Source organism: Lentilactobacillus rapi DSM 19907 = JCM 15042 (genome assembly GCF_001436255.1).
Classification (GTDB): Bacteria; Bacillota; Bacilli; order Lactobacillales; family Lactobacillaceae; genus Lentilactobacillus; species Lentilactobacillus rapi.
The window spans coordinates 20,165-33,501 of sequence record NZ_AZEI01000016.1; the positions used below are offsets into that span (position 1 = coordinate 20,165).

Here is a 13,337-nt window from a genome sequence, read left to right on the forward strand (position 1 = left end):
TTGGAATAGTTGGTTATTTTAATATGGCCAGAATCAGCCGTTTGTCATAGGCTTCAAATTTAATTGATATTATTCATCTTTATGTTCAGCAATTTTATCAGCAGTCGATGTGGAATGTCTAATCCCGTAAGCAAAGTAGATTAACATGCCAAAGATGAACCAGCCAAGCGCATAAGTTTTCGCTTGAATATCCAAGCCCATGAAGATGGCCAGGGCACCAAGGAAGCCGAGCCCAGGTAAAACTGGATACAAGGGCATTCGGAAACTCGGTGTCGGAATATCTTTACCTTCACGAGGACGCAAAGCATAAATTCCGATTGAAACGAACATAAACGCGATTAGGGTTCCAGCAGAGATCAGTTGTGCCAGGAACGTGAATGGGAAGAATGCCCCCAGCAAGATGCCAATCACCGTTAAGACGAGTAATGCCCGGTTAGGCAGGTTATGTTCAAGCTTTCCAAGCCACTTTGGCAATAGGCCATCTCGCCCGAATGAATAAACAAGTCTTGAACCCGCCAGCATCATGCCAATTAAAGCGGTGAACATTCCAACAACCGCGATTGATTGAACGACTGTCGCAACAATTGCGTGACCACTTCTTCTTAATGCGTAGCCAACTGGTTCAGCGTTGTTGGCATAGTCTGAGTAGTGGAACATTCCGACTAATACCAAGGCAACGGAAACAAACAGGATGACGGCAATCACTAATGACCCTAAAATTCCACGGGGCATGGTTTTTTGCGGATTTTTCGCTTCAGCTGAGTTAGCGGCAATTGAATCAAAGCCAATATAGGCCAAGAAGATTTCCGAAACCCCGGCGTAGATACCTTGCCACCCACCGAATGCCGAACCATCAGCGTTTGGATGATACTTAGGGATAAATGGGCTGTAGTTGGACATCTTAATTGCAGTGACCCCAACAAAGATGAAAATCAGGATGGCGATCACTTTTAAGACAACCAAGGTATTTTCAACTCGGGTAGTTTGGGAAGCCCCTCGGGAAAGCAATAGGGTTACCAAGATAATGGCAACAATGGCTACCAGGTCCATGAGGCCACCATTATTTCCTGTGGAGGCCGCCGCTAAACTCTTCGGAAGTTTCCAGCCAATCGTTGAAATCAATCCTTGGAAATTGGCAGAAAGCCCGGATGCCACGAACGCAACCGCAATAAAGTATTCAGCAAGCAGTGCCCAGCCGGCAATCCAACCCCAGAATTCGCCGAAGACAACGTTAATCCAAGAATATGCGGATCCGGCGAATGGCATTGCGGCTGCCATTTCTGCGTAGGCAAATGCAACTAAGCCGGCAACGATTGCGGCCGTTAAACATGATAATGCAACAGCAGGACCGGCATGCTGTGCAGCGACGACTCCCGGCAAGGTAAAGATTGAAGCTGAAACAATTGTCCCAACCCCCAGTGCGAGGAAGTCTTTGGTGGTCATGCTGCGGATCAGGTGTGAATCCTTGTCTTGATAGACTAACGGATCCTCTTTACGGAACATTTTTTCAGTTAAACGACTCATCAAGTACCACTCCAATTATTATAGATAAGAATCTAACGAAAGTTCTAACAGTAACCTCACAATAAACAGTTGATTAACTGCAAACCTTCTATAAACTAAATACGAAAACGATCGCGGTTTTCTCCTCGATCAAAGCAATTAAATCGTGTTAATCCTGACTAAATCCATTTTATTATCGTTAGACGTTGCGAGTAGTTTACCGCAATTTTCATGAGATTGTCAATAAGAAACTTTAATCTCATTTTAATGTTGAGGATTTTACCTTCAAAATAATTTTATGAATGGAAACAGAAATTGAGTTGCCGAATGCCAGTTTAATCATTATAATGAATGTTGTGTATCTGCGAACTGGACTGTTCGCGAATCAAATCCTATTTGGGGGCGACATTATGGAACTAACGATTAAAGAGTTAGCGGACGAATTAGCAGTTTCCAAAACTGCAATCAGGAAACATATGGACGACAAGTTCCGATCTACATATACGATCAAAAAAGGTAACAAGATCTTAATTAAGGATGAGGGTATCGAGTTACTTAAAGGTCAATTCAAGAACCAGTCGGCATCGGCAACCCGGAAGTCTGAAAAGGAAACCGGAAATAAGGTTTCTGTGAAGGGTAACCAGGACCAAAGCGCACTATTGGCGGAACAATTGGATGACCAGCGTAAGCAGATCGAAGAAAAGGACAAGCAAATCGCTGAACTCCATCAATTACTGGATCAATCGCAACGTTTGCAGTTAGATGTTCAAAACAAGCTCAAACAACTTGAGAACAAGAGTGCAAACCCAGTGCAAACTAAGACAATTGAGGCCAAAACGGCTGAGGAACAAACTGACGACCACATTCCAGATAACTATCAACCAACCTCAGCAAACGGGACTCATTATGAATCGACGGGTCATAAAAAACACTGGTGGCAGTTTGGCAGATAATCATTTATTTTAAATTCATCCTTTGCAATTTTTTGAAGCTAACATCAGTTGGTATTTCGATCATGTAACGAAAGAAGTCTAACGATTCCAATCTAAGGAGTCATTGGGCTTCTTTTGTGCCGTTCTGAGATCAAAAACGCCGATTGTGCCCTGTTCCTTTTGCATCTTAAATGCGATCTGGGCCACGTTCCTGCTTATTTTCTCCATAAGCGAACGACAACTTCCTTGCTACTCGTCCTGTTTGCGCTTACAATTGCGCTAGTACAACGATTAAGGAGGCAGCACAATGAAAGCATATGGATATGTCAAACATGGGAGCCCAGACGTTTTTCAAGAATATGAAATTGACAAACCGACTCCTGCACCAGATCAAGTATTAGTGCAAACGATTGCGGTTGGTCTCAATAATCGTGAGCGTTCCGAACGGGCAACTGGTGGTAGCTTGGGATCACCATTAATTCCCGGTCGAGATGTTGTTGGTGAAGTGACAGAAATTGGCAGCCGGGTTTCTGATTTCGGTGTTGGCGAATTAGTGATGACTCACACGGAACGGGGATACGCGGAATATGTATTGGCAGATGTTGACGCGACGGTTCACGTTCCTGGCGGAATTACCCCAACCCGAGCAGCCGGGATCATTACGCCTGGATTAACTGCCTACAAAGCTGTGAAGTATTTTGCCAATGTCCAACCTGACCAGACGGTTATCGTGAAGGGCGCTTCTGGTGGGGTTGGCTCGCTGTCTGTCCAGATTGCGACGGATTTGGGTGCCAACGTCATCGGGATTGCGTCAAGCCACAATGAAGATTTTGTTAAATCGATTGGGGCAACCCAGTTTGTCGCCTACGATCAAAGTGATCCAGCCACTGTACTGGCTGACCAAGGAGATGTCGTGATTAACAGCGCGATGAATGGTGCCGGCACTGATGACGATGTCAAAATGGTGAAACCCAACGGTACGATTGCCAGCGTGGCCCACAATTCACCAATGACCGACAAACCGATCAAATTTGTGCACATTCATCCAACAAATGCCATGACTGATCGAGAAGCGTTGAAAGCAGTTGTGGATTTGATGCGGGATGGAAAATTAACCGTGAATATCGGCTATACTTTGCCATTTAATCGAGATGGCTTTGTAAAAGGTCACCAGTTGCTTGAGGAGAAGCACGATGGCCGGGTGATTATTGTTAAATGATGCTTAAACTGGGACAAGAGGCGTTTTGATCCCAGAACTTAAAAAAGGACCAATTATTCCTGGCGTTGGAATAATTGGTCCTTTCCGTTAAGTGATCGGGATCAGCCGGTTGGTGCAACTTTAATCAATATAAGAGTGGCAATCACAGTCGCCATTACAAATGAAAGAAATGACTAAGGTCTCAGCTGCTTTTGGGTTTCGCGGTTGGTCTAGTTTATATAGAGCAGGACAGCTCCTCCAAGCAGGAATCGGAACCTAAGCACCTGAATCATAAATCCCACAAACCGGGATTTATGATTCAGGACACTTAGGTTCCGATTCCTAACCGCTTGGATCCGCTCACTTACGCTAATCAAAATGTCGCCACTCTCTATCCAGCAATGCTCTCGCCACAAACAGCCCGAGTGGTAGGAACATAATAATCAAGGCAGCCTTTGTGAGCCACAATGCGCCCACGCTGATCTGGTTGATGCCGATGCTGTAAACGGCCCTGTAAATGTACAGTCCTGGCACCATGATAACGATTGACGGGACAGTGAGTGAAATCCTTGGGTAACCGTTGAATCGGTTGACGACCGATGCGATCAAGCCCGCTAACAAGGCGGCCAGGAATGCGGCGGCAGCTGGTGGTAACGTTGTTAAATCCACCAGTTCAAGCCTTAACGTATTCGCAACGGCACCAATACAGCCAGCAACGGTTGCCATTCTGACGGTACTATTGAACATAATTGAGAAACCGAAAACCCCACAGAAACTTGCGGGCAATCTCAGTAACATTAAAACAATTGGCGAGAGGCCGAGGGGCAAAAAGTTCTCTGGCTGAAAATGAAAAAGTAGGGCGACCAGCCAACCAACTAATGAGGCGATTAACGTGATCATAATCGCGTATGCCAGCCTTTCCAGACCTGATCGCATATCTAACTTCGAAAGGTCTAAAATGCTTGTAATGAACGGGAAACCGGGAATAACGAATAGCATTGCGCCAATGTAGCCTGCCTCATGTTGAGCCAGAACTTGGAAATTTGCCTCAAAAAGCTTGAATGAAATCATGTACGCAATTCCAGCAATCGCCACGGCAATCGCAATGCTGGCAAAGGTTGTCATGCGATGCTTCCCCATCAGACTTTTGGTAAAGTTACCGATCCCAGCCCCGATGAACGAACAAATCATTTCGGGGATGCCACCGCCGAGCAGAAAAATAAAGCCACTGCAGGCTAGAGCGGCTGCCAATCCGGAAATAACGGACGTATACTGAGCTGGTTTTTGCTGAATCTTATCAATTTGGTTGTGAATGGTCCGAATGGTTGTCGTTGAAAAGTCGTTGGCAAAATTGGCGACAAAGCCTTCCATGATGTTTAGTTTATCCGTATTCACGCCGGTGTTGGGGAGTGACAGAATTTGTGAGTAGCTGTCATCGTCGGCGAAACAGGTAAACTGAATTGAAGTCAGGCCGATGTCAGCTGAACAAGTTACACCCAAGACCCGGGCAATGGTGTTCATTGCGTCACGAACACGCCACGCCCCAGTTCCACAGGACAACATGATAATGCCAACTCGGCCAACAACCGATGCCCGTTCGCGCAAAGGCGCGTTTTTGGCGGGTATTTTCTTTTGACTGATGAAAGCATTCCATGGAATGGTCATATGATGATTTTGGGATAATCGAAATTTTTTAGGTTCGTCGGGTTGGCTGTTTACCATGAGATCCTCCAAGATGAGTCGAATTGTATTATTAGCAATATTTGCATTATATCCATGACATGGGGTTGGGTTCAAGTTGGAAAAGGCTTACAGGAGAAAATAGTACGAATCATTTTATAATGTTAGGACGTTATAGCATAATAACAGGCAAGGCTCTTCGTGGAACCGTCAAAAATATAAAAGTTGGTAATTCGAGTGCAGTCATTATTCCTGCACATCTATTTAATAAACCTCGTCCTTCTACTGGAGATGATATCGTGACTAATGAACAACAGGACTCAAGCAAAATGACAAAATCCAAGCTCTCGGACTCGTTCCAGGAAGTATTAGCTGAGGCACTTGACAAATATCGCGGTGCTTTGGAAGACCTCCGCAGGGGCGATGAATAAGCGAAATTATTAAGTATTGGAGGAAATCATTGCGAATAGCGAAAGCTGATGATTCCAATTTAAACTACCACGATGTGTGTTTACAGTTTGAAAAACATTTGAAATAGTTCAAGTTATGAGATTGGGACGCCAGGCGATTTGATCCCAGAACTTAAGTGAAAAAAGGAATGCATTCTGATTTTGGAATGCATTATTTTTTGGCTTAAACGGTGGGGATCAGCCGTTTGTCGCAAGTTTTGTCAATATCAGAATGGAAAGCCAAGTTACATTTATGAACACTTTGCCGACTAATGTCTCAGCCTATTTTTTAGTGGTTGGGGAGTTCAGAGATTCTAAATCGGTGGGTGCTTTGAAAAAGTTCATAAAAAATTCATTGGATTAATGATATGTATGTAGTAGCATTCAATTATGAAAGGGCGTGTTGAATATTAGGAAGACGATGAAGTTATCAGCATCTTTAGTTATGAAGATAGAATGTGCTGGGGTTGTGATCTTGCCATTACTGGCTTTACTATTTCGGAATAGCAGGATCGTACCTATTGATCAAACTGATATTATTATGGCAGTGGTTGCCGGTTTGCTTGGCTTTTTATTAGTCCTCTGGCAGCCAAGATCCAAAGTGAATCATTTCATACAACAATTTGTTCGACTGGTTGAATTATTTATATTCCCTGCGTCATTGACGACCGGGTTGTGTGCATTAACCAGACTATTAGTTGGGGAATTGATTCCGGCTAATATTTTGGCATACATCATAATATTGATTTTATTAATTTGTTTGTTTCCACTTATCCAGCTCGTTATAGTACCTGAATCAAACACCCTGTTTAGGATGCTCTTTATTTTTGTTTTCTTTGCTTCACGGGTGCCACTTTCAATGCGACTTTATATTATCAATTATTCATCCTCCAGTAATTCGGTGGCCACTTGGATGTTGTTAATTGGTTTTTCGATGCTATGCATATACGTCATGCGTGAATGGGGTTATCCCTTGCCGAAATTTAGGATTAATACCACAGTTAATTATGGCTGGTTGCTTCTATTAGTAGTTGTGGCGTTGCTGGAATTAGGACTCAGTGCTGGTAGCTGGCACGTGATCTTTACCAAGTTTGAACTTCAAGTTGCGAGTGGGTCGATTGGGTATATTTTGGCAACAGTGATTGGAATTTGTTTAAAAGAGGAATTTATCTTCCGTTACCTGATGTTATTTCCACTGTTTGATAGGAGAAAGGCTTTTAATCATTCGCAGATTATATTGGGTGTATTAGTGAGTTCGCTTCTGTTTGGATTATGGCACGTTCAAAACATCCCCTATCAAGGATTGGCAGCAACTTCTTTACAAGTTGTGAGTGGTTTCACCGCTGGCGTCATTTGGAGTACGATTTGTCTTTATACCGGGACTATTTGGATTGCGGTTATCTTGCACTGCTTGCTTGACCTGGTTGGGTTTCCCGAGGTTAGCAGTGTTTATGCTCAAGGTGTGAGTCCATTTTTAATCCAATTTACGGTCGTTGTTGGAATACTTGAAATAATGGTTTCGACATTTTTATTAGTAAATCGCAACCAGTTGGGCGCTTTTGAAGAAACTGTAAAATATTTGGATAGTTAAGTGGCTGATAACGAAATGGTCACTAAAAGATTAGGAGGCAAGAATCGCATGTATAACAGCGGGTTGAAAATTAAGAGCTTGATACTAGTATTTTTATTGATGTTGGTCCTTGGTGGTTGTTCGAGTACGAAAACAGGAAAGGCAGTTTCACAAAAGACCAATCATACCGTCTCTGCTAATAAGAAAAGTCATTTTCGTAAGTATGATTGGGTAAAAGTTACGAGCCCGAATAGTGATCAGACAATTCAAATTACAAATCGGAAATCTATTGATTATATCGCAAATACCTTCGGTGATATTGGTAATATCAGTCATTTTAGGGTAGGTAATTTCAAAAAACATCCTCGAACTGCTTATCATTACACGCTTTATGAAGCTAAAGCAAAGCATACCATCAATATGTACGTATTCCGAAATTCAAAAGATGTAGAGATTAATCGGGTTCCTGAATTTAAAAAGATTCGCTATAGACTGTCGGAAAAGCAGCACACAGTGTTGATGTCCCCTCGTAAACTCGCAAATGGGAATTTTTAATGTAAGATGTAGAAGAATTCTACAGGGGATTAGACGTTGGACTTGTCTGGAATGTTTCCCAGCCCATATTATTTTGCTAGTAGCACTAAAATGACAAATAGATTATAATCAGCTTAATTAAATCCACAGAAAGTGGTGGTTCCAATGATGATTGAGAGTCGGCGGTCTTGGGTTGAGCAACTGTTTGTCGCGATTATTATCCTGATTGTCTTTATTTTTATGGCTTTTGCCCTGTTTGATAGCGGTGAAGCGACCTATGCGAAAGCGCAGTTACTGTTCGCACTGATTGTTTTATTGATTACATACAGAGAGATTGGCACCTTTAAAGTCACCAAGCCCAGGGTAAAGCTTTCTGCAAACTTAAAAATATGGTTGGGGCTCATTGGAATCAGCCTGATTGTGATGGCATTGCTAGAACAAGTGCCTTCGCAGATATTGCTGAACTGGAATTCAGCAAATCTTGCCGAAAATACCATGTTTGCTTTAGCCGCGGGGATCTTTGAAGAAAGTCTGACTCGCGGGTTGTTCTTTTCAATCTTTCTGCAAAACATGCAATATCGCAGCCGGTCCTTGAAGTTTACCAGATCCACGATCTATTCGGCACTGATATTTGGCAGCCTCCATCTCATGAATTTAAGAAGTGGCAACTCAGCAGCGATCATTCAGCAAATTTTTTACGCATTTGCATTGGGAATTGTGTTGGCCGCAATTCGGGTGACCACAAATACCTTGTTTTGGGGAATTGGCGTTCATTTCCTGATAGACTGGCAACCAGGAATCGCCAACCCTTTAAGCACTGCAACAAGTTGGCTCCCCGTTTTGTTAATCTTTGGCAGTATGCTGGTTGTTGGAATTGTTTATTTGGTTAAATTTGATCGTGAGTATGAAAAACAAAGCCACTTAGCGAAAAGTTGAATGGGAATTTATGTAGGCGAGATTGGGACGAAAGGTGTTCTAATCCCAGAATTTAACGAAAATGACCAATTATTCCTGATTTTGGAATAGTTGGTCATTTTTGTTAAATGGCCGGGATCAGCCGTTTGTTGCAAATTTTGCCAATGTAAGAATGGATAGCCGAGTGGCATTTATAAACACTTGGCCGACTAATTTTCAAAAACTGCAAATTTTTTCAAATTTCGGAAAAATATTGGGATATAAAAACGTAATTAATATATATAGGGCAAAAGAAGTGAGGTGAACTCAACTGTCCTTACTGACGATCAGCCGAGAATAGCGGGGGAAAATCCCAGCTAACTCATTGTCAGAAACACATTATTCTTTCAGAAAGTAGTGATTCTAATGATTATTAAAAGTCGGCGCTCATGGGTCGAACAAATTCTGGTAGCAATTGTTTTCCTGATTGCCTACCTTGGTCAAATGTTTCTGCTTCAAGGGGTTAACAGTCTGGTCTTTGCGGCCATCCAACTAGTTTTTGGCGGCATCATCCTATTGTTCGTGTATATTGAAGTTGGGACGTTCAAAGTAACGGTGCAGCGGCCTAAATTTACGCTCAGTTTAAAAATATGGTTGGTGATATTTGGTATGACCGTCACGGCGATGTTATTACTGGTGAGTGTGCCTTCAAATGTGATGACAATTTTAACCACTGGCCATTTAGCCCAAAACACTTTGGTTGCGCTGGCAACGGGGATTGTTGAAGAGAGCCTTACCCGCGGGCTGCTTTTATCAGCCTTCCTACAAAACCTGCGACGCCGTGACCGATCGTTGAAAATGACGAAAGCGGGAATTTATTCATCATTAGTATTTGGTTCCCTTCACATGGTGAATCTGACTTCCAGCGGTTTCGAAGGAGTTGCTCAGCAGGTTCTGTACACCTTTGTATTGGGGATGCTATTCATGGTCATTCGGGTGACCACGAATACACTCATTTGGAATATCGGGCTCCATTTTTTGATCGATTGGCAGCCGGATATTGTTAATGCAACCTCGGAACCAACAAACTGGTTCGTGATTATTGGTGTGTTTGGGATTATCTTGGCCGCCAGTCTGATTTGCTTGATTAAGTTTGATCAAGATCTTGAACGGCAACCAGTTTTGAATTCTAACTAAAAATATAGAGAGTGGGACGAGAGGCGTTTGGATCCCAGAATTTAAGTGACAAAAGTAATGCATTCTGGTTTTGAATGCATTACTTTTTTGCTTAAATGGCAGAGATCAGCCGTTTGTCGTAAGTTTTATCAATATAAGAATGGAAAAACCAAGCTGCATTTATAAACACTCTGCCGAGTAATCTTAGATTGTTTAGCGATTTTGCTTGATTGTGAGGAACTACTGGATCCAATGATTGTGCGAAATGGTGGTTACAAGGCAGGGGTCTGCCCGTAAGTATCCCAGGATTCCGCCGTTATATAGCCTAATAGTGCTCCGCAAAGCAGCAATCTGCCCATAAGCACCTTCATCAAAAATCCCCAAACCCAGGATTTAGCTTCGCCGATACATAGATTAGGACTGCTGCACCAGGCAGAAACTGGACCATAAGCACCTCAAACAAAAATCCCCAAGCCCAGGATTTTTGCTTGAGGAGACTTATGGTCCAGTTTCTAAGCGCCTGGCTCCGCACACTGGTCTACTCAATCGAAACCAACTGCACATTACTAGCGCCATCAACTTTTTTGATGCCATTAAGCAAATTATCGACAGTGCCGCTAAAATGGCTTAGATCCAGCGAGATGACGATACTGGCAATATTATGGATTGGGATGTTTTGGTTAATCGTTAAGACGCTGGCGCTGGAATCTGAGATGGTTCTTAGGACCTCCGACAGAATTCCTCGCTTATTTTCCAGCATGAGCGAGATCACTGCTTTTCGGTCCATCATGTTTTCTTCCGGCAGAAACACCAGGTCTTTATATTTATAATAAGTTCCGCGACTAATGCCAACGATCTTAACCGCCTCGCTAACTTGGCGAACCTTACCGCTTTCTAGCAATTGTCTGGCTTGAATGACCTTATCAAAGGATTCAGGGAGAATCGAACTATCAACGATGTAGTACTTTTCCACGTTCACTTACCTCACTTGTTACGCCGGTTGAATCGACTGTTAGTTTGCGAATTTGCCAAGCTGGAAATGCAGCTTTGGCGTTCGCAACAATCTCATCGGCGGCTTGTTGGCTGGCAGTAATGGCCATCATGGTTGAACCGCTGCCGCTGATATACATTGTACCGCCAGCTTGCTCACAAATGGCCTTGACGTCGCCATAATCTGGAATCAATTTGGCCCGGTACGGCTCGTGCATTCGATCATCGCAAGCTTCGTGGATCATGTGCATGTCACCGAGTTCCAAGGTCTTAGTCATCGCAGCACAATGGCTGACTTGGTGAATCGCATCCGCGTAACTCATGGTCGTTGGCAACACCTTGCGGGCTTCATGGGTGCTCACCTCATAATCCGGAATCAGCGCGACAAAATGCAGCCGTTGATTGACCTGATACTTAACGATCTGGGGCTCATCGTGCTCATCCATAAAGGAAACGCACAAGCCACCGAGAATGGCCGGGGTCACGTTGTCTGGATGGCCTTCCATCTGGGTTGCCAAGATTAACAATTGTTCCTCTGAAATGCCCCCACCATACCAGTCACTGGCTGCTTTTAGGCCGGCAACCACGCAAACGGATGAGCTGCCAAGCCCTCGAGCAACCGGAATGTCACTCTCAACGGTAATCTTAACGTTGGGGACGGTCTGATTGAGAAAAGTACAGCCCTTAACAAATGCCTGGTAAACCAGATTATGCTCGTTTTGAAATTCTTTTGGCGAACCGCTAATTTCCAGATGCTGAGAACTCGGCTCAAAAGTAATGGTTGAGTAGTATGAAACGGCCAGGCCAAGACAGTCGAAGCCAACGCCAACATTGGCGCTAGTTGCGGGAACTTTGATCTTGATCATAGAATACCTCCTCAACCTTTGCCTTAACGTAATCACTCATTTGATCCTTTTCAATCACACTTTGATGCCGAATTGGCAAGTCCCAAACCTGACGCAAATTAGCGGGAATTGGAACCTGGGTTGCTGCTGAAAGGTCCTTCATGACTTGGAGAACATCGTCAGCAGTCTTTGGCAAGACCGCGTCAGCCACTGCGTTAACAAACTTATATGGGCTGGCAGTGCTCAATAGGACCATCGGTGTTTCACTATCAAGCTTTTGGTAGTCGCGCATTACCTTGTAGCCAGCGGCCGTATGGGGATCCATCAGATAGCCATCGTGGTTGTAAACATCTGAAATGGATTTTTCGATTTCTTCGTCGGTACTGTAACCGCAATAAAAGTCTTCTTGAATCCGCGCCAATACATCCTTAGAAACCTCGTATTTGCCGCTATCTTCCAAGTCATCCATCAATTGTTTAACGTATTCCGCATCTTCGCCACTCTTGTAGTACAGAAGCCGTTCAAAGTTACTTGAAATTTGAATATCCATACTTGGCGCAACGGTCTGGAAGAATGGCCGGTTGCGGTCATAGACACCGTGTTCAAAGAAGTTGGCTAACACATTGTTTTCGTTGCAGGCAACCACAAATTTGTTCACAGGTAAGCCGAGTAATTTAGCATAGTAACCGGCTAGGACATCGCCAAAGTTTCCGGTTGGGACGGTGAAGTTCACCTTGTCGCCGGCCTTGATTGAGCCATTATTAACCAGTTGTTTGTATGAATCAAAGTAGTAAACGACTTGGGGGATCAGCCGACCAATATTGATCGAGTTGGCACTGGAGAGGCTGACTTCCTCTCCAAGTGCGCTTTTCAACTCATCATCATTGAAAATCCGCTTGACGTTGGTTTGGGCATCGTCAAAGTTCCCCTTGATGGCAGCAACTTTGGTGTTGTTCCCGCCGGTGGTGACCATCTGCAATTTTTGAACCTTGCTGACACCGCCGTCTGGGTAAAAGACAATAATGCCCATATTGTGTAGGTCCTTAAAGCCTTCCAGAGCGGCCTTACCGGTATCACCACTGGTGGCTGTGAGGATCATTACCTTATTATTATTGGTTAAAACGTGTTTCATTAATTGAGGCAGCAGTTGCAAGCCAACGTCCTTGAATGCACTGGTTGGGCCATGGAAGAGTTCGAGCACATGGAAGTTGTCAACGTCGACAACTGGGGTAATCTTATCGGAATCAAAAGAATCACGATAGGCGTTGTCGACACTTTCACTAATTTCTTGGGCGGAAAAGTCGGGCAATAATCTGGTTAGGACGGCCCGAGCAATATCTTGATAGTTTAATTTAATGAGTTTATTCAAATTAACTTGGGTATCGCCAAGGTGAGGGTAAACGAACAGGCCTTTGTCGTCAGAAAAGCCTTTTTTAATTGCTTCCTTAGCTGATAGTTGGACGGAATTATCTCTGGTACTCGTATAATTTTTCATCATTTGCTTTTAACTCCTTGCATTTCTGTGATTACTATGATAATCTGTTTTCATTGGAAAAACAAGTGTTT

General features: G+C 43.6%; 11 protein-coding genes. 6 read left to right on the forward strand and 5 right to left on the reverse strand.

Annotation, left to right across the window (positions count from 1 at the left end; translation table 11 throughout):
- Positions 1–69: 69 nt before the first annotated feature.
- Positions 70–1,524 carry an APC family permease gene (locus FD12_RS02450; RefSeq protein WP_056981499.1) on the reverse strand — a complete coding sequence of 485 codons (1,455 nt, stop codon included), beginning with the start codon at positions 1,522–1,524 and terminating at the stop codon, positions 70–72.
- Positions 1,525–1,913: 389 nt separating this feature from the next.
- Between FD12_RS02450 and FD12_RS02455 the strand changes: the two genes are divergently transcribed.
- Positions 1,914–2,456: an HTH domain-containing protein gene (locus FD12_RS02455; protein ID WP_054747657.1), complete on the forward strand. Its 543-nt coding sequence runs from the start codon at positions 1,914–1,916 to the stop codon at positions 2,454–2,456.
- Positions 2,457–2,742: 286 nt separating this feature from the next.
- Positions 2,743–3,654, forward strand: a complete 912-nt coding sequence (locus FD12_RS02460) for an NADP-dependent oxidoreductase (RefSeq protein ID WP_054747635.1) — start codon at positions 2,743–2,745, stop codon at positions 3,652–3,654.
- Positions 3,655–4,002: 348 nt separating this feature from the next.
- Here the strand turns inward: FD12_RS02460 and FD12_RS02465 are convergent, their stop codons facing one another.
- Positions 4,003–5,355 (reverse strand): threonine/serine exporter family protein, encoded by a 1,353-nt coding sequence (locus FD12_RS02465; protein WP_056981501.1) that lies wholly within the window; start codon positions 5,353–5,355, stop codon positions 4,003–4,005.
- Positions 5,356–6,207: 852 nt separating this feature from the next.
- On the opposite strand from FD12_RS02465, the gene FD12_RS02475 reads away from it, so the two are divergent.
- The 4 genes from FD12_RS02475 to FD12_RS02490 all read left to right on the forward strand — a co-directional run bounded on the left by FD12_RS02475 (position 6,208) and on the right by FD12_RS02490 (position 9,957).
- Positions 6,208–7,353, forward strand: a complete 1,146-nt coding sequence (locus FD12_RS02475; RefSeq protein WP_162258718.1) for a CPBP family intramembrane glutamic endopeptidase — start codon at positions 6,208–6,210, stop codon at positions 7,351–7,353.
- A gap of 48 nt (positions 7,354–7,401) precedes the next feature.
- Positions 7,402–7,887, forward strand: a complete 486-nt coding sequence (locus FD12_RS02480) for a hypothetical protein (protein WP_056981502.1) — start codon at positions 7,402–7,404, stop codon at positions 7,885–7,887.
- Positions 7,888–8,031: 144 nt separating this feature from the next.
- On the forward strand, positions 8,032–8,802 hold the full coding sequence (locus FD12_RS02485; protein ID WP_056981504.1) for a CPBP family intramembrane glutamic endopeptidase: 771 nt from the start codon (positions 8,032–8,034) through the stop codon (positions 8,800–8,802).
- A 384-nt stretch (positions 8,803–9,186) separates the two neighbouring features.
- On the forward strand, positions 9,187–9,957 hold the full coding sequence (locus tag FD12_RS02490) for a CPBP family intramembrane glutamic endopeptidase (RefSeq protein WP_054747623.1): 771 nt from the start codon (positions 9,187–9,189) through the stop codon (positions 9,955–9,957).
- Positions 9,958–10,474: 517 nt separating this feature from the next.
- On the opposite strand, the gene FD12_RS02495 is transcribed toward FD12_RS02490, so the two are convergent.
- From FD12_RS02495 to thrC, 3 genes are read right to left on the reverse strand one after another with little or no spacing between them, the layout of a single operon-like run.
- The gene (locus tag FD12_RS02495; RefSeq protein ID WP_008856488.1) at positions 10,475–10,909 is read right to left on the reverse strand and encodes an ACT domain-containing protein; all 435 of its coding nucleotides are present in this window, start codon (positions 10,907–10,909) and stop codon (positions 10,475–10,477) included.
- Positions 10,887–11,792, reverse strand: a complete 906-nt coding sequence (thrB, locus tag FD12_RS02500) for a homoserine kinase (protein WP_054747621.1) — start codon at positions 11,790–11,792, stop codon at positions 10,887–10,889. Before thrB ends, FD12_RS02495 begins: the two co-directional genes overlap by 23 nt.
- Entirely contained in the window at positions 11,764–13,269 is a 1,506-nt protein-coding gene (gene thrC, locus FD12_RS02505; protein WP_054747619.1) for a threonine synthase, read from the reverse strand. Before thrC ends, thrB begins: the two co-directional genes overlap by 29 nt.
- Positions 13,270–13,337: the final 68 nt, after the last annotated feature.